Annotated in this window: 18 protein-coding genes; 6 read left to right on the plus strand and 12 right to left on the minus strand. The window is 74.6% G+C overall.

Translation table 11 applies throughout. From position 1 onward, the window contains the following. Window positions 1-117: 117 nt before the first annotated feature. Window positions 118-1,761, minus strand: coding sequence for a PucR family transcriptional regulator (locus tag ACZ5OX_RS24490; RefSeq protein ID WP_465632942.1), 1,644 nt, complete (start codon window positions 1,759-1,761; stop codon window positions 118-120). Between the two features lie 298 nt (window positions 1,762-2,059). On the opposite strand from ACZ5OX_RS24490, the gene ACZ5OX_RS24495 reads away from it, so the two are divergent. The 4 genes from ACZ5OX_RS24495 to ACZ5OX_RS24510 all read left to right on the plus strand — a co-directional run bounded on the left by ACZ5OX_RS24495 (window position 2,060) and on the right by ACZ5OX_RS24510 (window position 7,338). Beyond that, window positions 2,060-2,947 (plus strand): FAD binding domain-containing protein, encoded by an 888-nt coding sequence (locus ACZ5OX_RS24495; RefSeq protein ID WP_465632944.1) that lies wholly within the window; start codon window positions 2,060-2,062, stop codon window positions 2,945-2,947. Next, complete coding sequence (locus ACZ5OX_RS24500; RefSeq protein WP_465632945.1) at window positions 2,944-3,435, plus strand: (2Fe-2S)-binding protein; 492 nt, start codon at window positions 2,944-2,946, stop codon at window positions 3,433-3,435. The genes ACZ5OX_RS24495 and ACZ5OX_RS24500 overlap by 4 nt, the downstream gene beginning before the upstream one ends. Then, window positions 3,432-5,966 carry a xanthine dehydrogenase subunit D gene (gene pucD / locus ACZ5OX_RS24505; protein WP_465632947.1) on the plus strand — a complete coding sequence of 845 codons (2,535 nt, stop codon included), beginning with the start codon at window positions 3,432-3,434 and terminating at the stop codon, window positions 5,964-5,966. Before ACZ5OX_RS24500 ends, pucD begins: the two co-directional genes overlap by 4 nt. Window positions 5,967-6,114: 148 nt before the next feature. Further along, window positions 6,115-7,338 (plus strand): XdhC family protein, encoded by a 1,224-nt coding sequence (locus ACZ5OX_RS24510; RefSeq protein WP_465632949.1) that lies wholly within the window; start codon window positions 6,115-6,117, stop codon window positions 7,336-7,338. A gap of 64 nt (window positions 7,339-7,402) precedes the next feature. Here the strand turns inward: ACZ5OX_RS24510 and ACZ5OX_RS24515 are convergent, their stop codons facing one another. The 11 genes from ACZ5OX_RS24515 to ACZ5OX_RS24565 form a co-directional block, all read right to left on the minus strand. Then, complete coding sequence (locus ACZ5OX_RS24515) at window positions 7,403-8,023, minus strand: LysE family translocator (RefSeq protein WP_392922023.1); 621 nt, start codon at window positions 8,021-8,023, stop codon at window positions 7,403-7,405. 75 nt (window positions 8,024-8,098) lie between these two features. After that, window positions 8,099-9,886 (minus strand): SDR family oxidoreductase, encoded by a 1,788-nt coding sequence (locus ACZ5OX_RS24520; RefSeq protein WP_465632951.1) that lies wholly within the window; start codon window positions 9,884-9,886, stop codon window positions 8,099-8,101. Further along, window positions 9,883-10,941, minus strand: a complete 1,059-nt coding sequence (locus ACZ5OX_RS24525; protein ID WP_465632953.1) for a M24 family metallopeptidase — start codon at window positions 10,939-10,941, stop codon at window positions 9,883-9,885. The genes ACZ5OX_RS24520 and ACZ5OX_RS24525 overlap by 4 nt, the downstream gene beginning before the upstream one ends. Window positions 10,942-10,956: 15 nt before the next feature. Continuing rightward, window positions 10,957-12,045 (minus strand): PDR/VanB family oxidoreductase, encoded by a 1,089-nt coding sequence (locus ACZ5OX_RS24530; protein ID WP_465632954.1) that lies wholly within the window; start codon window positions 12,043-12,045, stop codon window positions 10,957-10,959. A gap of 157 nt (window positions 12,046-12,202) precedes the next feature. Continuing rightward, window positions 12,203-13,120 (minus strand): metal-dependent hydrolase, encoded by a 918-nt coding sequence (locus tag ACZ5OX_RS24535; RefSeq protein WP_465632956.1) that lies wholly within the window; start codon window positions 13,118-13,120, stop codon window positions 12,203-12,205. A gap of 203 nt (window positions 13,121-13,323) precedes the next feature. After that, entirely contained in the window at window positions 13,324-14,103 is a 780-nt protein-coding gene (locus tag ACZ5OX_RS24540; RefSeq protein ID WP_465632957.1) for an IclR family transcriptional regulator, read from the minus strand. Between the two features lie 387 nt (window positions 14,104-14,490). Further along, window positions 14,491-15,684 (minus strand): allantoicase, encoded by a 1,194-nt coding sequence (gene alc / locus ACZ5OX_RS24545; protein WP_465632959.1) that lies wholly within the window; start codon window positions 15,682-15,684, stop codon window positions 14,491-14,493. After that, window positions 15,681-17,117 (minus strand): allantoinase AllB, encoded by a 1,437-nt coding sequence (gene allB / locus ACZ5OX_RS24550; RefSeq protein WP_465632961.1) that lies wholly within the window; start codon window positions 17,115-17,117, stop codon window positions 15,681-15,683. The genes alc and allB overlap by 4 nt, the downstream gene beginning before the upstream one ends. A 146-nt stretch (window positions 17,118-17,263) precedes the next feature. After that, window positions 17,264-18,505 carry a glycerate kinase gene (locus ACZ5OX_RS24555; protein ID WP_465632962.1) on the minus strand — a complete coding sequence of 414 codons (1,242 nt, stop codon included), beginning with the start codon at window positions 18,503-18,505 and terminating at the stop codon, window positions 17,264-17,266. Between the two features lie 438 nt (window positions 18,506-18,943). Further along, complete coding sequence (locus tag ACZ5OX_RS24560; RefSeq protein WP_465632964.1) at window positions 18,944-19,831, minus strand: 2-hydroxy-3-oxopropionate reductase; 888 nt, start codon at window positions 19,829-19,831, stop codon at window positions 18,944-18,946. Between the two features lie 230 nt (window positions 19,832-20,061). Next, on the minus strand, window positions 20,062-20,901 hold the full coding sequence (locus tag ACZ5OX_RS24565) for a TIM barrel protein (RefSeq protein ID WP_465632966.1): 840 nt from the start codon (window positions 20,899-20,901) through the stop codon (window positions 20,062-20,064). A 253-nt stretch (window positions 20,902-21,154) separates the two neighbouring features. Between ACZ5OX_RS24565 and ACZ5OX_RS24570 the strand changes: the two genes are divergently transcribed. Together ACZ5OX_RS24570 and ACZ5OX_RS24575 are read left to right on the plus strand one after the other, a co-directional pair. Beyond that, on the plus strand, window positions 21,155-21,400 hold the full coding sequence (locus ACZ5OX_RS24570) for a thiamine-binding protein (RefSeq protein WP_465633128.1): 246 nt from the start codon (window positions 21,155-21,157) through the stop codon (window positions 21,398-21,400). After that, window positions 21,397-21,777, plus strand: coding sequence for a helix-turn-helix domain-containing protein (locus ACZ5OX_RS24575; RefSeq protein ID WP_465632967.1), 381 nt, complete (start codon window positions 21,397-21,399; stop codon window positions 21,775-21,777). The genes ACZ5OX_RS24570 and ACZ5OX_RS24575 overlap by 4 nt, the downstream gene beginning before the upstream one ends. The last annotated feature ends 129 nt before the right edge of the window (window positions 21,778-21,906 follow it).

Here is a 21,906-nt window from a genome sequence, read left to right on the forward strand (position 1 = left end):
TCGCTGCCTCCCCTCCCACCGGGACAGGGAAGCCCTGAAGGAAAACACCCCCCCCCCCCCCCCCCCCCCCCCCCTCGCCCCCCCCGGGCCCTGTCGCACGTCCGGGCGGGTGCGGCGTCAGGCCAGCTCCAGCGCCAGGTAGAAGTCCACCCGGTCCTCCAGCCGGGAGAGGTCACGCCCGGTCAGCTCCTCGATCCGGCCGATCCGGTACCGCAGGGTGTTCACGTGGACGTGCAGCTGCGCGGCGCAGCGGGTCCAGGAGCCGTCCGAGCGCAGGAAGGCCTCCAGGGTGCGGACCAGGTCCGCCTGGTGCTCCGTGTCGTACGCGATCACCTTGTCCAGCAGCCGGCCGCGGAAGGCGCGGCGCACCTCGTCCGGGACGGCGGCCAGCAGCAGGACGTGCGAGGCGAGCTCCTCCGGGCCCGCGACGCAGATCCGGCCGGTCCGGGAGGCGGCGATCCGGCGGGCGTGCCGGGCCTCCTCCAGGGCGCCGCGCAGGCCGCCGGCCCCGGAGGCGGGGGCGGAGACGCCGAGGGTGATCCGGTCGTCCGCGCCGAGCCCGGCCTCCAGCGGGGCGAGCAGTTCGCGCAGCGTGTCGGCGGGCACCGGGCCCTCCAGGGCGGGCAGCACCACCACGGCGCCGGTGCCCGTTCCGGCGATCAGGGCGCGGTCGTCGGTGCCGCCGAGGGCCTCCTCCAGCACCGCCCGTACGGCGCCCTCCGGCAGGCCGGTGCCCTCGGCACTGAGCACCAGCCAGGAGTCCTCCTGCGCCTGGGACTTGCGCCCGGGGCCCTCGTAGCGGGCGGCCATCGCCGAGGAGGCGTACAGGCCGCGGCTGATCTCGGCCGGGTCGGCGTCGCGGCGCAGCAGGGCGAGCACCTCGTCGGCGAGGCGGCGGCGCAGCCGGCGGCCCTCGTCGCGGCGGTGGCGCTCGGCGGCGACCAGCCGGGCGAGGTTCTCGGCGAGCTGCTGGCGCTTGGTGGTCCACTCGGTGACGTCGCCGGCGACCACGAGCACCCAGTCGGCCAGCGGGCGGTCGGCCGGCGGCGCGTCGGGCTCGCCGGCGGCGGGAGCGGGGGTGGGCTCCGAGTCGGGGACCGGGGCCGGGGCGGGCAGCAGCGAGTAGGAGCCGGCCGCCAGCCGGGCCCGGTGCGGGGGGCGGCGGCGCTGGCGCTGGGCGGCGAGGTGGGTGCGGACCAGCTGGTCACGGTCCTGGGCGGAGAGCCGGTCGGCGGGGCCGGCGATCACCGCGCCGGTCGGGGTGAGCACCCAGCAGTCCAGGTCGAGGTCGCCGCCGAGCAGGTCCAGCACCGCGTCCAGTCCGCCGCCGCCGGCCGCCGAGACCAGCAGGCGGTGCCGGTCGACCAGGGCGGCGAGGTCGGCCGCGCGGTCGGCGGAGAGCTGGCGCCCGACGAACTCGGTGACGGTGCCGAAGGCCACGTCGTCGGGGACGACGAGCAGCGGCATCCGGTGCCGGCGGCAGGCCTCGACCAGGTCCTCGGGCACCGGCCCGACCTCGGCCTGGCCGGCCGCGAGAGCGACCGCGCCGCCGGCCGCGAGGGTGCGGACGAAGCGCTCGGAGTCGGCCGGGACGGTGCGCCAGAGCATGCCGGTGAGCACCAGTTCGCCACCGTGCAGGTAGCGGCCCGGGTCCTGGAGGTCCGTCGTCATCACACCGCTGACCTGCCGGTCCAGCTCTTCCTCGGCCGCGAGCAGGCGCAGTCCCGGGGCGCCGGGGGCGAGCAGGTCACGGACGCGCATCCGCGGACTCCTTAACGGGGCTTGGGGGGAGGAACGAAGGGGTAACGATAGGGCCTGGCCGTAGGGGCGTGTGCGGGTCCGTAGCCCTCGCGTCACGGCCGGGATTACGGTCGTAGGTAGCACCCGGCGAACACCTGGGCTGCGGGATTCCCCTCCTTAGAGGAACGTACAGGATGCCGGGCGGGCTCACAGCCGGGGCTTCATGCCATCGGTGACTGCCAGTGGGCCGCGTCACAGCGGTTCACTGGGCGACACGCCGCCGGACACCCGGCGGGCGACGACGTGAGGAGACACCCGCATGGAGTTCCTTCGGCCCGCCACCTGGGACGAGGCACTCGCGGTGAAGGCCGAACAGCCGACGGCGCTGCCCCTGTCGGGCGGCACGGACGTCATGGTCGAGCTGAACTTCGACATGCACCGGCCGTCCGCGATCCTCGACCTGAACCGCATCGCCGAACTCACCTCGTGGTCCGAGGACGGCGGCGTCGTCCGGCTCGGTGCCGCCATCCCCTACGCCCGGATCATCGCGGAGCTGTCCGGCCCGCTGCCCGGGCTGGCGCTGGCGGCCCGCACCGTCGGCTCGCCGCAGATCCGCAACCGCGGCAGCGTCGGCGGCAACCTCGGCGCGGCCTCCCCGGCCGGCGATTCGCACCCGGCGCTGCTGGCGGCCGGGCGGGACGTGTTCGTCGAGGCGGCCTCGGTGCGCGGCACCCGGATGATCCCGATCGACGACTTCTACACCGGGGTGAAGCGCAACTGCCTGGCGGCCGACGAGCTGATCCGGGCCGTGCACGTCCCGGTGGCGGACGGGCCGCAGCAGTTCTCGAAGATCGGCACCCGCAACGCCATGGTGATCGCGGTCTGCGCGTTCGGTCTTGCCCTGCACCCGCGCAGCGGCACCGTCGGCACCGGCATCGGCTCGGCCGCCCCCACGCCGCGCCGCGCCGTCGAGGCCGAGGAGTACCTCCGGGGCGTGCTCGCCGAGCGGGGCCTGTGGGAGTCCGGGGAGCCGCTGGGCGCCGAGGTGGTCCGGCGCTTCGGCGAGCTGGTGAAGGCCGCGGCCTCGCCGATCGACGACGTCCGGGGCACCGCCGACTACCGCCGGCACGCGCTCGCCGTGATGGCCCGCCGCACCCTCACCTGGACCTGGAACGACTACGGCAAGCAGATCAGGAGCGCGGCATGAGGGTCACTTTCACCGCCAACGGCAAGCCGGTCGAGGCCGACGACGTGTGGGAGGGCGAGAGCCTGCTGTACGTGCTGCGCGAGCGGGTCGGCCTGCCGGGCTCGAAGAACGCCTGCGAGCAGGGCGAGTGCGGCTCCTGCACCGTCTACCTGGACGGCGTCCCGGTCTGCTCCTGCCTGGTCGCGGCCGGACAGGTGCAGGACCGCGAGGTGCGCACGGTCGAGGGCCTGAGCGGGCAGGACGGCGAACTGGGCCCCGTCCAGCAGGCGTTCGTCGACGCCGGAGCCGTCCAGTGCGGCTTCTGCACCCCCGGGCTGCTGGTGCAGACCGACGCGCTGCTGGCGGACGACCCGCGGCCGAGCGACGACGACATCCGCGAGGCGCTGTCCGGCAACCTGTGCCGCTGCACGGGCTACGAGAAGATCATGGACGCGGTGCGGCTGGCCTCGGCCCGCATGGGCGGCGCGGGGAAGGCCGGTACGCGATGAGCGGCGCGGCGAGCGGTGGCACGGGCGGCGGCGTTGGCACGGGTGGCGGCACGGGCGGCGGCGTTGGCACGGGTGGCGGCACGGGCGGCGGCGTTGGCACGGGTGGCGGCACGGGCGGCGGCGTTGGCACGGGTGGTGTCGCGAGCGGTGCCACGAGCGGCCGGGCGGTCCAGCGGACCATCCAGGGGCAGAAGAACCTCCGGAGCATCGACCAGGCGTCCAAGGACGGCATCGGCGGCTCGCCACTGCGCCCGGACGGCAACCTGAAGGTCCGGGGCGAGTTCGCCTACTCCTCCGACCTCTGGCACGAGGACATGCTGTGGGGCACGGCGCTGCGCTCGCCGCACCCCCGGGCGAACATCCTCTCGGTGGACCTCTCCGAGGCGCTCAAGGTGCCCGGGGTGTACGCGGTGCTGACCCACGAGGACATCCCCGGCACCAAGTACTACGGCCTGGACGTCCAGGACCAGCCGGCCCTGGCGATCGACCGGATCCGCTACCACGGCGAGCCCGTCGCGCTGGTCGCGGCCGACCACCCGGAGACGGCCCGGCGCGCGGCGAGGAAGATCGCGGTCGAGTACGAGGTGCTCACCCCGATCGTCACCGAGGAGCAGTGCCTCGACCCGGAGACGTACGGGTACGTGCACGAGCCGCACGCGTACAAGTCCCATGCGTACGGCAACATCTGCCACGAGCAGCGGCTGGTCTCCGGCCGCGGCGTGACCGACGAGGTGCGGGCGCTGGCCGACGTGATCGTCAGCGGCGACTACGAGGTCGGCATGCAGGACCAGGCCTTCCTCGGCCCGGAGTCCGGCCTCGCGGTGCCCGCCGAGGACGGCGGCGTCGACCTCTACGTCGCCACCCAGTGGCTGCACGCGGACCGCCGGCAGATGGCTCCGGTGCTCGGCCTGCCGGAGGAGAAGGTCCGGCTCACCCTGGCCGGCGTCGGCGGCGCGTTCGGCGGCCGCGAGGACCTGTCGATGCAGATCCACGCCTGCCTGCTGGCCCAGCGCACCGGCAAACCGGTCAAGATCGTCTACTCCCGGGACGAGTCCTTCTTCGGCCACGTGCACCGCCACCCCGCGCGGATGCACTACGAGCACGGCGCCACCCGGGACGGCAAGTTGGTCTTCGCCGACTGCCGGATCGTGCTGGACGGCGGCGCGTACGCCTCCACCTCCCCCGCCGTGGTCGGCAACGCGGCCTCGCTCGGGCACGGCCCGTACGTGATCCCGAACGTGCGGATGCACGCCCTCGCGCTGTACAGCAACAACCCCTCCTGCGGGGCGATGCGCGGCTTCGGCGCGGTGCAGGCGGCGTTCGGCTACGAGTCGCAGATGGACAAGCTGGCCGCCGAACTGGGCATGGACCCGGTGGAGCTGCGGCAGATCAACGCCGTCTCGCAGGGCGACTCCATGCCCACCGGGCAGCAGATCGACGCGCCCGCTCCGGTCGCCGAACTGCTGCGCCGGGCCAAGGAGATGCCGCTTCCGCCGCCGCTGGACACCGAGCGCCCCGACCTGCGCCGGCTGCCCGGCGGGCTGTCCAACACCTCGCACGGCGAGGGGATCGTGCGCGGCGTCGGCTACTCGGTCGGGATCAAGAACGTCGGCTTCTCCGAGGGGTTCGACGACTACTCCACCGCCCGGGTGCGGCTGGAGGCGATCGGCGGCGAGCCGGTCGCCATGGTGCACACCGCGGCGGCCGAGGTCGGCCAGGGCGGCGTCACCGTGCACGCCCAGATCGCCCGCACCGAGCTGGGCGTCGAGCGGGTCACCATCCACCCGGCCGACACCTCGGTGGGCTCGGCCGGCTCGACCTCCGCCTCGCGCCAGACGTACATGACCGGCGGTGCGGTGAAGCTGGCCGCCGAGGCGGTGCGCCGGGAACTGCTCGACCGGGGCCGCCGGCGCTACGGCTGGACCCACGACGACCTGGTGCTGGCCGGCGGCAAGGTGGTGTCGAGGAGCGCCGGCGTGCTGGTCCCCGTCGTCGACCTGCTCGGCGACGGGGCCGTCGAGCAGACCCGCGTGCACCGCCACCGGCCCACGCAGCCCTTCGACAGGGAGAGCGGCCAGGGCTTCGGCCACGTCCAGTACTCCTTCTGCGCCAACCGCGCGGTGGTGGACGTGGACGTGGAACTGGGCCTGGTCAAGGTGGTCGAGCTCACCGCCGTCCAGGACGTCGGCAAGGCGCTCAACCCGCTCTCCGTGGTCGGCCAGATCCAGGGCGGCTGCACCCAGGCGCTGGGCCTCGCGGTGATGGAGGAGATCGTCCTGCGGGACGGCAAGGTGCGCAACGCCTCCTTCACCGACTACCTGATCCCCACCATCCTGGACACCCCGCCGATCCCGGTGGAACTGCTCGAACTGCCCGATCCCAACGCGCCGTACGGGCTGCGCGGGGTCGGCGAGGCGCCGACCGTCTCGGCGACGCCGTCCATCGTGGCCGCCATCCGCGACGCCACCGGGCTGGCGCTCAACCGGATCCCGGTGCGGCCGGAGCACCTGACCACCGAGCGGCCGGGCTGAGCCCCCGGCCGGGGGCTCGGCGGACAGCACGGCCTCGCGCGGTAGCGCCCTGGGCAGCGGCCTTGGGCGGCACCGCCGTCGTACGGGATCGTTTCCCCTACGGCGGCGCCGCCCGCTACTGTCGAAACCGTGTAAGGAGCCTCACCCCATGCAGGACATCGCCGAGCAGCTGCTGGCCTGGCACGCGACCGGGCGTTCCTTCGCCGTGGCCACCGTGGTCGGCGTCTGCGGCAGCGCTCCGCGCGACCCCGGAGCCGCGCTGGCCGTGGACGCCGACGGCGAGGCGGTGGGCAGCGTCTCCGGCGGGTGCGTCGAGGGCGCGGTGTACGAGCTGTGCCAGGCCGCCATCGCGAGCGGCCGGCCGGCCCTGGAACGCTTCGGGTACAGCGACGAGGACGCCTTCGCGGTGGGGCTGACCTGCGGCGGCGTCCTGGACGTCTTCGTCCAGCCGGTGGCGCCGGGGGCCGACACCGGACTGGACGCCGGGATCGCCCACGTCGCGGCGGGCACACCGGTGGCGCTGGTGCGGGTGATCGCCGGGCCGGACGGGCTGGTCGGGGCCGCCCTGGCGGTCACCGCCGACGGCGTCGAGGGCGCGCTCTCGCCGGCCCCCTCGACGGTCGGCGGCCTGCAGCGGGCGGTCGTCGCGCAGGCCCGGGCGATGCTGGAGGCCGGACGCACCGGCCGGCTCGTACTCGGCCTGGACGGACGCCCCTGCGACGACCGCCGGCAGGGCACCGTCACCTGCTTCGTCGAGTCGTACGTGCCCGCGCCGCGGATGCTGGTCTTCGGGGCGATCGACTTCGCGGCCGCGGTGGTGCGGATCGGCAAGTTCCTCGGCTACCACGTGACCGTCTGCGACGCCCGGCCGGTCTTCGCCACCGCCCGTCGCTTCCCCGAGGCCGACGAGGTGGTGGTCGACTGGCCGCACCGCTACCTGGACTCCCAGCACGACCGGATCGACGGACGCACCGTGCTGTGCGTGCTCACCCACGACGCCAAGTTCGACATCCCACTGCTGGAGCGCGCCCTGCGGCTGCCGGTCGGCTACGTCGGCGCGATGGGCTCGCGCCGCACCGACCGCGAACGCGTGGCCCGGCTGCGCGAGGCGGGGCTCACCGAGGCCGAGCTGGCCCGGCTGCGCTCCCCGATCGGCCTGGACCTCGGCTCCCGCACCCCGGAGGAGACGGCGGTCTCGGTCGCCGCCGAGATCGTCGCCCACCGGCGCGGCGGCAGCTGCCTGCCGCTGAGCGCCTCGGACGGGCCGATCCACCACGACCCGCCCCACCGGGAAACGGAGAGCGACGGGGGCTACGGGGACGTCGGGGGCGCCACCGCGGGCCGCCCGGAGCCCCGTACCCACGCGGCCTGAACGGGAACGAACAGGGACGAACGGGACGAGCAAGGACGAGCGAGGACGAACCGAGCGAGCGGGGTCAGTCGCTCAGTGCCAGCTTCACGCCGAAGCCCACCACGACCGCGCCGGTCACCCGGTCCATCAGCCGTCGGGCGGCCGGCCGGCGCAGCCAGCCGCGCAGCGCCTGGGCGAAGCCCACCAGGACGGTCGACCAGAGCAGGCCCTCCACGACGTGCACGCAGGTCAGCGCCACGCCGGCGGCGAAGTGCGGGGCCCCGGCCGGGATGAACTGCGGCAGCACGGCGACGTAGAAGACCCCGACCTTGGGGTTCAGCAGGTTGGTCAGCGTGCCCCGCCGCCAGCCGTGCGCGAACCCGCCGTCCTCCGGTTCCTCCTCGGCCGCCGCCTCACCGCCCCGGTTGCGCAGCATCCCGATGCCCATCCACACCAGGTACGCCGCACCCGCCCAGCGCAGGATCTCGTACCCCACCTGCGAGGCGGTCAGCAGCGCCGTCACCCCGGCCGAGGTCAGCGTCCCCCAGAGCAGCGTCCCGGTCTGGATCCCCAGCACGACCCCCCACGCCTGCCGGCGCCGCCCCAGCGCCGAGGTCCGCAGGATCAGCGCGGTGTCGAGACCGGGGGTGAGCGTCAGCAGTCCCACGACGAGGGCGAAGGACCACAGGGCCGTTGTCATCTCCATGGGCCTCGATGCTCTCACAGCCCCGGGCGGCCGCTGGGGGCCACCCGGGGCGGGGTCCGCCCGCGCGAAGCCCGGTCAGGTGACGTTGAGGCGGGCGGCGAGGCGCAGCAGGCCGGGGCTGAGGCGGGAGAGGAAGCGGGCGGCCTTGGCCTCGGGGGTGACGGGGACGACGGGGCGGCCGGTGCGGACGGCGGTGAGGATGGCGGTGGCGACCTTCTCCGGGGGGAAGCCGCGGCGGGCGTAGAGCCTGGCGGCGCGGGCCTGCTTGGCGGCCTGCTCGGTGGAGGTGGTGGCGGAGAAGGTGGAGGTGCGGGTGATGTTGGTGTTGACGATGCCGGGGCAGATGGTGGAGACGCCGATGCCGTGGGCGACGAACTCGGCGCGCAGGCAGTCGGAGAGCATGAACACCGCGGCCTTGCTGGTGGCGTAGGCGGTGAGCGCCTTGGAGGGCAGGTAGGCGGCGGCCGAGGAGACGTTGACGATGTGGCCGCCCTGGCCGCGGTCGGCCATCAGGGTGCCGAAGGCGCGGCAGCCGTGGATCACGCCCCAGAGGTTGACGTCCAGGACCCGCTGCCACTCCTTCTCGGTGGTCTGCAGGAACGTCCCGGAGTGCCCGACGCCCGCGTTGTTGACCATGACGTCGGGCACGCCGTGCTCGGCGGCGACGGTCTGCGCGAAGGCGTCCATCGCGGCGCCGTCGGAGACGTCCACCCGGTAGGCGTGCGCCTTCGCGCCGATCAGCGAGGCGAGTTCGGCGGTGCGCTCGGCGGCCGCGAGGTCGAGGTCGCAGACCACCACCCGGGCGCCGTCCTCGGCGAAGGCGAGCGCGGTGGCCCGGCCGATGCCGCTGCCGCCGCCGGTGACCACGACCAGCCGGCCGTCGCCCTCGGCCCCTCGGGCCTGCCCCGCGTCGATGCGGGCGGTGAACTCGCGGACCATCCCGGCCACGGTGGCTCCCTTCTCCAGCAGCGCCGACCAGTGGCCGGCGTGCAGCGTCCTGCGGGTCAGTTCGGGTGCCCAGCGCTCCAGCCCCTCGGAGAGGTAGGTGCCGACGTACCGGTCCCGGGTGAGGGTGATCAGCTGGACCGGCACCTCGGTCGGCCGCTCGCGCGGACTGCCCAGGGTGGGGCGGAAGTTGGCCCGGTACAGCTCGATGCCGCGGACCGCGTCGCGGCGCAGGCTGGGCTGCGGGTGGTCGGCGCGCGGGGTGACGTGCTCCAGGTCGCGCAGCACCCGCGGCCAGGCCCGGGCCAGGCCGAGGCGCCAGACACCGGGGGCGAGGTAGGGCAGGTGGAAGGCGGTGATGTACCAGGAGTGCAGGCCCTGGTGCAGCAGCTGCTTGAGGTGGCGGGGAGTGGGGCGGCGCAGCCGGTGGCGCAGCCAGTAGCCCATGTGGTCCAGGCTGGGGCCGGACAGGGTCGTGTACGAGGCGATCCGGCGCTCGGCGCCGGGCGCGGTGACGGCCTCCCAGGACTGGATCGAGCCCCAGTCGTGGGCGACCAGGTGGACCGGGCGGTCCGGGCTGACGGCGTCGGCGACGGCGAACAGGTCCTCGGCGAGGTGCTCCAGGCGGTAGCCGGACCGGTCGGCGGGGGCGGCGGACTCGCCGGCGCCGCGCACGTCGTAGCGGACCACGTGGTGGTCGCGGGCGAGGTCGGCGGCGATGTCGTCCCAGACGGCGTGGGTGTCGGGGTAGCCGTGTACGAGGAGGACGGTGGGGGCGTCCGGGTCGCCCTGCTCGAAGACGGCGAGTGGGAGGCCGCCGGAGTGGACGGTCCGGCGGCGCACCGGGGGCGCCGCCGGGGGCGCCGCCGGGGTTTTCGCCAGGGTCTTCGCCGGGCGGCGCTGCGACGGGCTCGTCATCGGGTGGCCTCCAGGGTGGTCGGCTCGGTGGCGGCGATGCTCTTGGTGTCGGCGGTGTTCTCGGTGTCGGTGGTGTTCTGGGTGGCGGCGGCGTTCTCGGTGGCGGCGGCCTTCTGGGTGGCGGCGGCGTTCTGGGTGGCGGTGGTGTTCTGGGTGGCGGCGGCGTGCTCGGTGGCGGCGGCCTTCTGGGTGGCGGCGGTGTTCTGGGTTGCAGTCTGCCCGGTGGTCGCGGTCCAGCGGCGGACGTGCGGCAGGTCGTCGTCGAGCCAGTAGGCGTCGTCCTCGGTGACCACCAGCAGTTCCTCGAACTTGATGCCCACACCCCGGAAACCGATGTGCGGTTCGACCGCCCACAGGCCCGGGGTGGGCGCGTGCCGGGACGAGCGCCCGTCCGCCCAGAGCGGTGAACGGCCGTGCAGCCGCTCGGAGATCAGCTCACGGCCGAGGGTCTGGAGGGTGCGCACGCCGAAGCCGAAGACGTTCACCCCGGCGGGGCCGCGCGCGGTGTTGCGGGTGACCTGGTGGCCGATCACCCGGCCCGGGTACACCTGGTGGCGGTTGTCGTAGCCGTGCGCGGCGATCTGGGCGTCGACTGCGGCGTACACCTCGGAGAGCGGCTTGCGGGCCCGCACCTCCTGGAGGATCAGCTCGCGGTAGACCTCGAGGTCGGCGGCCAGGCGGTCCCAGACCCGGTTCTCGCCGACCTTGCCGCCGTAGCCGATGTCGGCGGTGTAGCCGTCCACCACGGGCGCGCAGTCCAGCACGTACGGCATGCCCTCCTCCAGCCGGCGGTTGCCGGCGAAGAACTGCAGCGGGGTGTGGAAGTGCCGGAACGCCGTCCGGTCGCCGAACCAGGCGAAGGGGATGTGGAAGAAGTCCTGCACCCCGGCGGCGACCAGGCGGCGGCGCAGCTCGGCGGTGGCCTGCCGCTCGGTGACGCCGGGTTCGATCCAGGCGGCGACCTGTTCGGCGCAGTGGTAGGCGAGCTGCTGGGTCTCGCGGAAGCGGGTGAGGTCGCGCTCGGTGTAGCGGAAGGCGGGGGTCGCTTTCGCCATGGTGAGGGGCTCCTTCTAGAGGTCCAGCACGAGGGTCTCGCCCTCGGCGGCCCGGGAGACGCAGGGCAGCAGGGCGCCGGCGGCACGCTGCTCGGGGGTGAGACGGCGGTCCCGGTGATCGGGCGGCCCGGCCAGCACGCGGACCTCGCAGGTGCCGCAGAAGCCCTGGTGGCAGGAGTACGGGAGGTCCGGGCGGGCCTCGCGCAGCACGTCCAGGGCGGAGCGGTCGGCGGGGACGTCGAGGGCGGGGCCGTCGGCGCCGAGGCGGACGGTGAAGGGCTCGCCGTCGGTGATCGGGGCGGCGCCGAAGCGCTCGAAGTGCAGCGAGGCGGCCGGGGAGCCGTCCAGGGCGCGCTGCACGGCGGTGAGCATCGGGGCCGGGCCGCAGCAGTAGACGGCGGCGCCGCGCGGGGCGTGGGCGAGCAGTTCGGCGCCGGTGGGGACGCCGCCGTGCTCGTCGTCGGTGCGCAGCACCACCCGACGCGGATCGAGGGCCCGCAGCTCGTCCGTGTACGGGAGGGTGTCGGCGCTGCGGCCGACGTGCACCAGGCGCCAGTCCAGGCCGTGGCGCTGCGCCTCGCGGGCCATCGGGAGCAGCGGGGTGATGCCGATGCCGCCGGCCAGCAGGAGGACGGCGGGCTCGGCGCAGAAGGCGAAGCCGTTGCGCGGGCGACGGGCGGTGAGCCGGGTGCCGGGGTGCAGGGCGTCGTGGACCTCGACGGACCCGCCGCCGCCCTCGGGCAGCCGTCGGACGGCGATGCGGTAGGCGGTGCGGTCGGCCGGGTCGCCGCTGAGGGAGTAGTGGCGCTCGCGGCCGGAGGGCAGGACGAGGCGCAGGTGGGCGCCGGGCTGCCAGCGGGGCAGCGGACTGCCGGAGGGGTCGGCGAGGGTCAACTCGACGACGCCGGCGGCCAGTGGGCGGCGATCGGCGACGACCAGGCGGAGCGCAGGGGTGGGGCGGCTGTACGGGCGGCGGGGGTTGCGGCGCAGCAGCGGGCCACCGAGGGCCGGGTGGTAGCGGTCGCCGAAGGCGGTGAGCCGGCGCATGAAGCCGTCGGCGCGGGGGCGGCCGTAGAGGTCGGGGGGCGGGGTGAGCTGGTCCATCCGGCGGGGTCCTTGGGGTGGGAGCGGGGCGGCGGGCGGGCGGCGGGCGACAGCTGACAGGTTTCGGATGTCAGAGTTCGGCGTTCAGATTTCAGACTTCAGCGAACAGAGTTCAGCGAACAGATGACGTCATCTGTTCGCTGAAACCTGTCGACCGTCAGCCGCGCCCGGCAGCCGCGCGGGCGGCCGGGGAGGTGGCGAGGTAGCCCAGCGCCTGGCTGGACGAGCCCTCCTGGGTCGGGTGGTAGCCCGGCCGCAGGTAGCGCAGCCCGGAGCGGATCGACCTGAGCGGGTCCGGCAGCAGTCCGCGTTTGGCGATCCGGCCCGCCTCCCGCCAGGTGGGCTTGAGTCGCCCCTCCAGGGTGGGGTCGGCGGCGAGCAGGAAGCGGGCGCCGCGCACCCAGAGGTGGACCAGCAGCGGCCCCGAGAACACCATCCCGCGCACCCGGCGCAGGTAGCCCGGGTCCAGGTGGACCATCAGGTCGTAGGCGACGCTGCGGTGCTCGACCTCCTCCGCGCCGTGCCAGCGCAGCAGGTCCAGCATCGTCGGGTCGGCCTTGGCCCGGTCCAGACCCGGGGAGTTGAGAGCCCAGTTGCCGAGGAAGGCGGTGAAGTGCTCGATCGCCGCGATGAAGGCGACCCGCTCGATGACGCTCTCCCGCCGCTGGGCCGCCGTCAGCCCCGGCTTGTCGCCGAGGACCCGCTGGAACAGCCAGGAGATCTGCCGGACGTACGGCCTCGGGTCGAGTCCCTGGCCGAGCAGGTGGTCCAGGACCTCCTGGTGCGCCTCGGCGTGGATGGCCTCCTGCCCGATGAATCCGAGGACCTCCTCGCGCAGTTGCTCGTCCCGGATGAGCGGCAACGCCTCCTTGAACACCTTGACGAACCAGCGCTCCCCCTCGGGCAGCAGCAGGTGCAGCACGTTGATGACGTGGGTGGCCATCGGCTCGTCCGGGATCCAGTGCAGCGGCAGCTGGGCCCAGTCGAAGCGGACGTCCCGGGGCTCCAGGACGAGGTTGTCGTGCACGCGCGCGGCGGGGGCGGCGAGGGCGGGGACGAGGGTGGAACGGGGCATGGCAGGCCCTCCTGACCTGGGGGCGGCGGCTCGGCTCCAGGGAAACGTACTCGCGGGTAGCCGTGGGGACAAGGGTTTCGCCCGCCCTTATCGACATCGAGTCTAATAAGTGATGCACCGGCCGACGCCACGGGAAACGCGGGAAGCCCCACCGGTTTCCCGGCAGGGCTTCCCCTGACCCCCACGCGACCGCCGACCCGCCGTCAGACCGCCATCGCCAGCATCAGCGGCGCCGCCCGGGCCGCCAGCAGCTCGGCGGCGGCCTTCAGCTTGTGGATGTTGTCCGCCGGCATCGAGGTGGCCAGACAGCCGACCGTGCTGCCCGCCGTGATCGGCACCGCCGCGCACACCGTGCCCAGCGCGTACTCCTGGATGTCGAGCACCGGCACCGTGGCCGGCTGCCGCTCCAGCCGGTGCATCAGCTGGTCGGCGTCGGTGACGGTGCGGGAGGTGAGCCGGGCGACCGGGTGCCGGGAGAGGTGGTCGCGCCGGGCGTCCACGTCCAGCTGGCTGAGCAGGCACTTGCCGATCGCGCTGGCGTGCGCGGTCGCCCTGAAGTCCACCCACTCCTGCACGGCCGGGGCGTAGTCGGCGGCCGAGACCGCCTCCACCGACAACTCGCCGTCGTGGTACCGGCCGAAGTACACCGCGGCACCCAACTCGTCCCGTAGTTCCGCGAGTTTGCGGTTGAGCCTGGCCTTCACCAGCTGCTCCCGGTTGTGCTGGCCGAGCAGCGCGAAGGTGCCGCCCAGCAGCCAACCCCCGTCCTGGCACTGGAGATAGCCCTCGACCTCCAGGATCTCGGCGAGCCGCCGCACGGTGGGCAGCCCGAGCGCGGTCTCCCGGGCGAGGGCCACCAGGGTGGCGCCGTCGGGGTGGCGGTCGACCGCCTCCATCAGTCTGAGGGCGTGTTGGAGGGAGGTGAACGGGCCCGTCGGACCCTGGTCAAGCGCGGCGTGACGGCCCGGGACTGGTGTCGACATGTCGTCCCCTTCCGATGTCCCCCCACGGAGCGACCGCGGGCACGCACCAGCCTATCGACCCGGCGGCTCCGACGGCTGCCGTCCGTACATATCCGTGAACAATCCGTGTAGCCCCGTCCGCCGACCTGGGCGGACGCGACGGCCCCTCCCCCACCACCCAGGAGGGAGGGGCGCGTTCCGCGACCGCCGGGCAGGAGCGCGGCGGCGCGGACGGCGGGGACGGCGGCGGCGGGGACGGCGGGGACGGCGGCGGCACGGACGGCGCGTCGCCGGTCCGGGCCGGGCGGCCGTACGAGTAGGGCTCGTGGCTCCGGAGATGAACCGACGGACCGTCGACTAGCTGTACTGACCACAGAGGTTGGTGACAGGGCTCACGGGTCAGAACAACTAGCCGAGCAGGATCCGGACGACGGCCGCGGCCCCGGTCGGGTCGACGACCGGGCGGGCGGCGGTCAGCGCGGCGGCCTCGCCGGCGGCGGCACCGGCCGCGGCGAGGGCGGCACGGGCCTCGGCGGCCGGGAGGGCGTCGAACCAGCGCAGCGCGAGGGCCGTGCGACCGGCCTCGGTGAGGCGGCCGGTGAGCCGGAGGCGGGCCAGGCCGCCGTCCGGGTAGACGTTGATGCGCACGTGGGTCACCGGGCGGCCGGCGTCGAGCCGGAAGCGGTGCCGGGTGTCGGGCTGGAGCCGGGTGCGGGGCAGGAGTTCGAACCATTCGCCGTCGGCCGGGTCGGCCCCGGTCGAGGCGTCGAAGCCGATCAGGTCGGCCCAGCCGGGGGCGTTGGCGACGAAGCAGGAGGTGTCCACTTCGGCGGCCAGGACCTCACCGCCCCCGGCCAGGGCGATCCGCACCCAGTCGTTGGCCTTGTCGCGCCGACGCCGGGTCTCCCAACCGTCGCCCATGACGGAGGCGCGGCCGGGAGCGTTCAGGTTGTGCGGGGAGGAGAAGTAGCGGTCGGACGCCGCCTCGGCCACGCCGCCGTACTCCTGGGCGGCCAAGTCGAAGGTGAGGCCTTCGAGTTCGCGCGGGTCCGGGAGCACCTCGCCGTGCACCCGCAGGCGGGCGACGCCGCCGTCCGGGAAGATGTTCAGCCGCACATGGGTGTAGCGGGTGCCGTCCGCGACGGCGAACTCGTGGGCGGTGTCGCCCCTGAGCCCGGTGCGCGGCACGATCGTGGTCCACTCGGCGGCCCGGAGTTCCTCGGGCGAGGGGTGGCCGGGGACTGACGCGGCCTCGACCGAGGCGGACTCCGGGTGGTTGCCGGTGAAGTGGGCGGTGTCCACGACCACGCCGCGGATCACCCCGGCGGCGCCGAGCCGGACGATCGCCCAGTCGTGGTCCGCGTCGGTGGGGTGCGGTTGCTCGGCGGAGACTCCGCGACGGCGCCTGGACTCCCAGCCGTCCATGATCTGGCCCTTGTGGCCGAAGGTGTGCGGGCGGAACTCGGCCGGCGCGGCGACCAGCAGGTTCTCGGCGTCCGCGAAGGTGTCCTCGTTGGTGGCGACGACGCCCGCGCCGAGCGGTCGGGAGGCCAGGTCGACCAGCTCGGTGAAGGGAGCACTCGGGGTGCCGGCAGTGGTCACTGACTCTCCTTGGGCGGGTTCGGACGGGGTGGCGGTGAGGTGGGGTCGGGGTGGGAGTGCGGCCGGACGAGCTGTCGGCCGAAGGGGCGGGCGGCAGGGTCCACCGCGCGACCGCGCAGCCAGGTGGTGCGCACCGCGCCGGTGAGGGTCCGGCCCGCGTACGGGGTGACCGGGTTGCGGTGGTGCAGCCCGCTCGCCCGGACGGCGAACTCGCCGTCGGGGTCGAAGGCGACCAGGTCCGCGTCGTGGCCGGCGGCGATGGCGCCCTTGGTGCCGGTGAGACCGACCAGGGCGGCCGGTCCGGCGGACATCCAGCGCACCACGTCGGCCAGGGCGTGGCCGCGCCGGCGGGCCTCGGTCCAGACGGCCGGCAGGCCGAGCTGGAGCGAGGCGATTCCGCCCCAGGCGGCCGCGAAGTCGCCGCTGCCGCCGTACTCGGGCAGCAGTTTGAGGTCGGGGGTGGACGGTGAGTGGTCGGAGACGACGGCGATGAACTCGCCGTTCGCCAGGGCCTGCCAGAGCGCGTCCCGGTTGGCCTCGTCGCGGATCGGCGGACAGCATTTGAAGGCGGTGTCGCCGTCCGGCACCTGCTCGGCGGCGAGGGTCAGGTAGTGCGGACAGGTCTCGGCGGTCACCCGTACGCCGTCCTCGCGGGCCCGTCGCAGCAGCGGTAGCACGGCGGCGGAGGAGACGTGCAGGACGTGCACCCGGGCGCCGGTGCGGTGGGCGCCGGTCCGATACAGCGCCGCGAGCAGGTGGGCGACGGCGGCGGTCTCCGCGTCGGCGGGCCGCGAGGCCAGGAAGTCCCGGTAGTGGACGCCGGGTTGCTGCGGGGCGGCGGCGAGCACGGCCGGGTCCTCGGCGTGGATGATCGCCAGCGCCCCGATCCGGGCCTGCTCGGCCAGCGCCGCCGTCAGGTCGGCGGCCTCGAGGTGCGGGAACTCCTCCACCCCCGAGGGGGCGAGGAAGCTCTTGAAGCCGAACACGCCTTCCCGGTACAGGGGTTCGAGGTCCGCGAGGTTGCCGGGGACGGCGCCGCCCCAGAACCCGAGGTCGACCCAGGCCTGGCCCTCGGCGGCCTTCCGCTTGGCCGCCAGCCCGGCCACCGTGGTGGTGGGCGGGATCGAGTTGAGCGGCATGTCGACGATCGTGGTGACGCCGCCGGCCGCGGCGGCCCGGGTGGCGGTGGCGAAGCCCTCCCACTCGGTGCGGCCGGGCTCGTTGACGTGCACGTGGGTGTCGACCAGGCCCGGCAGCAGCGCGGTGTCGCCGAGGTCGACGACGTCGACGAGTTCGCCGTCGCCGGCCGTGAGCGAGCCGTGCGGGGCCGTCCGGACGATCCTCCCGTCCTGGATCAGCACGTCCGCGGGGTGCTCGCCGTCGGGCAGGACCGCCCGTCGGGAGCGGATCACCGTCGGCTGGCTGAAGGGCATGGGAGACCTCCGGAACCTGGGAGTCGGTGGTGCGCGAACACGGGTGGAGGCGAAGGATTGCCGGGAGCCTAGGCCTGTCTTCAACAAAACGTCAATGGATGGGCGTTGGAGGGTCGGGGGCGTCCGGTGGCTCCGCGCGCACGGGGTCAGCCCGGCAGCAGGCGCTGGGCCAACCGCTCCCCCGCGAGTTCGGCCAGCTCGGCGGCCCTGGCCATGCTCTCCCCAGACCGCTCGGCCAGGTCTGTCAGGTCGGTCGGGCCGGTCAGGGCGGTCGAGTTGGTCGAGTTGGTCGGGTCGATCAGGTCGGTCGAGTCGAGCAGGTCGGTCGAGTCGAGCAGGTCGGTCAGGGCGATCGCGGCGGTGAAGCCGGCGGCACGCCACTGGGGTTCGGTGAGTTCCAGCCGGCCCGCCACGGCGGCCACCCGGACCCCGGCCCGGGCGGCGGCCGCGGCGACTCCGGCGGGGGCCTTGCCGTGCAGCGTCTGCGCGTCCAGGCAGCCCTCGCCGGTCACGACGAGGCGTGCCCCGCGCACGGCCGCGTCGAAGCCCAGCAGGTCGAGCAGCAGCTCGATGCCGGGTCGTACGGTCGCGCCGAGCAGGGCCAGGGCGGCGAAGCCCACCCCGCCGGCGGCGCCGGCGCCGGGCGCCTCCCGGACGTCCCGCCCGGTGGCCTCGGCGACCAGGTCGGCGAACCGGGTCAGCCCCGCTTCCAGCGCCACCAGGTCCGCGCCGTCGGCGCCCTTCTGCGGACCGTAGACGGCGGCGGCGCCGCGCGGCCCGAGCAGCGGGTTGTCCACGTCGCAGGCCACCACGACCTCGACCCCGCCCAGGGCGTCGGCCAGCGGGCCGGGGTCGATCTCCGCGAGCCGGCGCAACGCGGCGCCACCGGGCGGGAGTTCGACGCCGTCTGCGTCGCGCAGCCGCGCCCCGAGGGCCTGCACCATGCCGGCGCCGCCGTCCGTACAGGCGCTGCCGCCGAGTCCCAGGACGATCCGCTTGACGCCGAGCGAGACCGCCTTGGCGATCAGCTGGCCGACCCCGTAGGACCCGGCCGTGAGCGGGGTGGCCCGGCCGCCGGGCAGCCGGGCCAGGCCCGAGGCCTGCGCCAGCTCGACCACGGCGGTGTCGTCCCGGACGGCCAGCGCGGCGTCCACCGGCAGTCCGGTCGGGCCGGCCACCTCGGCCGGGACCCTGCTGAAGCCGGCCGCGAGCGCGGCGGCCAGGGTGCCCTCGCCGCCGTCGGCGACGGGCAGTTCGCGCACCTCGGTGCCGGGCGCGGCGCGCCGGATGCCGGCGGCGATCCGGGCCGCCGCCTCGGCGCCCTCCAGGCTGCCCTTGAACTTGTCGGGGGCGACGACCACATGGCCCTGGTGGGGGGTGGGTGGCATGGCGCGGTCCTCGTTTCCGTACGGGTCTGGCGGTGGTCCTGCGGCGTGCGTCCGACAGGCGTGCGTCCGGTAGGCGCGCGTCCGACAGGCATGCATCCGACAGGCGCGCGCCCGGCAGACGTGCGCCCGACGGGCGTGTGCGTCCAGCATGGGCCCGGGTGGCCCGGGGTGCGAGCCCCTCGGTCTGCGTGGCCGGGAGTACGGGAGGCCTCCCTCGGCGGGGACGAAGCAGGGCGACGCGTACCGGGCTCGATCGAGGCGCCCCCCACAGCGGGACGTACGCGTCGCCGGCCTGGTTCGACCGGCGGGCGGGCGGATGAGCCCCGGCCCGCTCGCCGGCCGAGTGCGGCCTCCTGGCGGCGCCGGCACCATCGGAACGGGTACACGCCGCCAGGAGGAGTTCGGAGCCGGGCACTCCGCTCGGGAGCCCCCGGGGGGTCAGCCGACCTCGCGGCCGGAGAGCCGCTCGACGCCGCGCAGCAGCGCCGAGTGGTCGAGCGAGCCGTCGCCGTTGGCGCGGGCGGAGGCGACCAGTTGGGCCACCACGGCGCCGACCGGCAGCGCGGCGCCCACGGCGCGGGCGGCGTCGGTGACGATGCCCATGTCCTTGTGGTGCAGGTCGATCCGGAAACCGGGCGCGAACTCGCGGTTCAGCAGGTTCGCCTTCTTGCGGTCGAGCACGGTGGAGCCGGCCAGGCCGCCGCCGAGCACGTCCAGCGCGGACGCGAGGTCGACGCCGGCGTTCTCCAGGAACACCACGGCCTCGGCGAGCACCTGGAGGTTGGCCGCGACGATCAGCTGGTTGGCGGCCTTGACGGTCTGGCCGGCGCCGGACGGGCCGACGTGGACGACCGTGGTGCCCAGCGCGCCGAACAGCGGCTCGGCCTCGGCGAAGTCCTCGGCGGCCCCGCCGACCATGATCGACAGGACGGCCTCGACGGCGCCCGCCTCGCCACCGGAGACCGGAGCGTCCAGGGTGCGGACGCCCTTCTCCCTGGCCGCGGCCCCGACCTTGATCGAGGTCTGCGGGGTGATCGAGGACATGTCGATCAGCAGGGTGCCGGGCCCGGCGTTCTCCAGCACGCCGCCCTCGCCCAGGACGACCTGCTCGACCTGCGGGTCGGCCGGGACCATGGTGATGACGACCTCGGCGTCCCGCACCGCGTCCGCGATGCCGGTGGCCCCGTGGCCGCCGACCGCGACCAGGGCGTCGATCGGGGGCCGGGTGCGGTTGAAGCCGGTGACGTGGTGGCCGGCCCTGACCAGGTTGGCGGCCATCGGGCCGCCCATGATGCCGAGGCCGATGAAGGCGATCCTGCGGCTCATCGCGTCGAGCTCCTTGTGTGTGCGGGCGGGGGGTCGGGTGGGTCGGCGGCGCTTCCGCCGGGTGGCTCGCGGCTCGGGCGACGCTTCCCCGGGTGGCTCGCGGCTCGGCGACGCTTCCCCGGGCGACTCGCGGCTCCGGCGACGCTTCCCCGGTGGCTCGCGACTCGGTGACGCTTCCCCGGTGGCCCGCGACTCGGCGGCACGCGGCGGGGTGACGCTCATCGGCTCCGCTACCTGGCGGCGGTGCGCAGTTCGCGCGGCAGCCACTCGAAGCTGTCGGCGCTGACCCCGGTGGAGGGGCGGTACTCCAGGCCGATCACGCCGGTGTAGCCCATGGCGGTGAGCCGGGCGAACAGGTCCTCGAAGTCCAGCTCGCCGGTGCCGGGCTCGTTGCGGCCCGGGGTGTCGGCGATCTGCACGTGGCCGATGCGGTCGGCGTACGTGTCGATGACCGCCGCCAGATCCTCGCCGTTCCTGGCCAGGTGGTACAGGTCGCAGAGGAACCTGGCGTTCCCCAGGCCGGTGGCGGCGTTGACCCTGTCGACCACCTCGACCGCGGCGGCGGCCGAGACCAGCGGGTAGTCCGGCGACTCGGTCTCGTTCAGGGCCTCGATCAGCAGGATGGCGCCGACCCCGTGCGCGGCCCGCGCGGCGAGCACCAGGTGCTCCAGCGCGAGCGCGTCCTGCTCGGCCGGGTCGACGCCCTCGACCCGGTTGCCGTACAGCGCGTTGAGCGCGGTGGCGCCGAGCGAGGCGGCGAGTTCCGCGGCGACCGGGAGGTTGGCGCGGTAGCGGTGCCGCTCGGACGGTAGCGAGACGGTCCCGCGGGCACCCTCGCTCAGGTCGTCCAGCAGGTTGAGGCCGGTGAGCCGCACGCCGGCGTGGGTGAACGCCCTGCGCAGCGCGTCCAGTTCGGCCCGCGAGGGGTCGGGCTCCGCCTCGAAGGGCCACCACAGTTCGGCGGCGGTGAATCCGGCCGCGGCGGCCGCGGCGGGCCGTTCCAGGAGCGGCAGTTCGCCGAACAGGATCGACAGGTTGACCGTGAAGCCGTGCTTGGCAGCCGCCGTCACGTCGCACTCCCCTCTCAGCCCTCTCCCCTTCGGCTCGATTTCCACGATACGGAAGAGGAATTCTGTGCAATGGAAGACGATGGCAGCATCTCCGGCCCACCGAGCGAGCGTCAAGGGAGTTGCAACATTTTGTTGAAGCCGCCTCGGGGTTCGCGGGGCGGGGCTGTCGCCGCTCACGGGGGCCGGACCGTTCGATCACCCAAGCCCCTGCCCCGTCCGCACCCCCGCTCGCTACAGTGACCCCGTGCGATTGATGGTGGAGTTCACGACAGAACCGTTCGAACTGGAGACGTTCCCGGAGCACGCCGCGGCGGCTCGCGAGGTCGTCGACGCGGCCGGCCTGGCCGTGTCCGTCGGCCCCTTCGGCACTGGCGCGGAGGGGGAGGCCGAGCAGGTCCTGGCCGCGGTGACCAAGCTGCTCAAGGAGACCCTGGACGCCGGGGCGACCCGGATCTCGGTCCAGGTCAGCGTGCTGGGCGAGGAGGACGGTACGCCGTGACCGAGAACGTGGAACACCCGCTCGCCGCAGCGGTGAAGCCGCTGCTGGCCGCGGTCGGCGCGACGCCCGTCCCGCTGGACGAGGCGAAGCCCGACGACGTGGTCCTGGAGTGGGAGGGCACCCCCGCCCTGGCCGTCCGGCTGCCGCACCTGAGCAGCGCGCTGGACCGGATGCTCACCGAGATGACCCGCCAGTTCGACGGCCGCCCGCTGGCCGAGCTCGACCGGTCGCAGAAGCAGCGGGTCGTCGCCCTGCTGGAGGAGCGCGGCGCGTTCACCGTCCGCCACGGCGTGGAGACCGTTGCCTCGGCCCTGGGTGTCAGCCGCTTCACCGTGTACAACTACCTGAACCGCCAGGACGGCGCGAAGTCGTCCTGACGCCCGGTTCGGCGCCCTCCGGGGCGCGCCCGGACCCCGCCGCGGGGCTTCCGAACGGGTGACCCCGCCGCCACGACAGGACTGGATCGGCTTGCGGCGGGGCACACTTGGCGAATCGCACACGAAAGG

The sequence above is a fragment of the Kitasatospora sp. NPDC032121 genome, assembly GCF_055580145.1.

Coding starts and splice junctions, on each gene's coding strand:
- ACZ5OX_RS24520 (WP_465632951.1), bottom strand. CDS start 9,886: ATGACGAGCCCGTCGCAGCGCCGCCCGGCGAAGACCCTGGCGAAAACC.
- ACZ5OX_RS24535 (WP_465632956.1), bottom strand. CDS start 13,120: ATGCCCCGTTCCACCCTCGTCCCCGCCCTCGCCGCCCCCGCCGCGCGC.
- ACZ5OX_RS24530 (WP_465632954.1), bottom strand. CDS start 12,045: ATGGACCAGCTCACCCCGCCCCCCGACCTCTACGGCCGCCCCCGCGCC.
- ACZ5OX_RS24510 (WP_465632949.1), top strand. CDS start 6,115: ATGCAGGACATCGCCGAGCAGCTGCTGGCCTGGCACGCGACCGGGCGT.
- ACZ5OX_RS24515 (WP_392922023.1), bottom strand. CDS start 8,023: ATGGAGATGACAACGGCCCTGTGGTCCTTCGCCCTCGTCGTGGGACTG.
- allB (WP_465632961.1), bottom strand. CDS start 17,117: ATGCCCTTCAGCCAGCCGACGGTGATCCGCTCCCGACGGGCGGTCCTG.
- ACZ5OX_RS24495 (WP_465632944.1), top strand. CDS start 2,060: ATGGAGTTCCTTCGGCCCGCCACCTGGGACGAGGCACTCGCGGTGAAG.
- ACZ5OX_RS24525 (WP_465632953.1), bottom strand. CDS start 10,941: ATGGCGAAAGCGACCCCCGCCTTCCGCTACACCGAGCGCGACCTCACC.
- ACZ5OX_RS24560 (WP_465632964.1), bottom strand. CDS start 19,831: ATGAGCCGCAGGATCGCCTTCATCGGCCTCGGCATCATGGGCGGCCCG.
- ACZ5OX_RS24490 (WP_465632942.1), bottom strand. CDS start 1,761: ATGCGCGTCCGTGACCTGCTCGCCCCCGGCGCCCCGGGACTGCGCCTG.
- ACZ5OX_RS24555 (WP_465632962.1), bottom strand. CDS start 18,505: ATGCCACCCACCCCCCACCAGGGCCATGTGGTCGTCGCCCCCGACAAG.
- ACZ5OX_RS24500 (WP_465632945.1), top strand. CDS start 2,944: ATGAGGGTCACTTTCACCGCCAACGGCAAGCCGGTCGAGGCCGACGAC.
- ACZ5OX_RS24570 (WP_465633128.1), top strand. CDS start 21,155: ATGGTGGAGTTCACGACAGAACCGTTCGAACTGGAGACGTTCCCGGAG.
- ACZ5OX_RS24540 (WP_465632957.1), bottom strand. CDS start 14,103: ATGTCGACACCAGTCCCGGGCCGTCACGCCGCGCTTGACCAGGGTCCG.
- pucD (WP_465632947.1), top strand. CDS start 3,432: ATGAGCGGCGCGGCGAGCGGTGGCACGGGCGGCGGCGTTGGCACGGGT.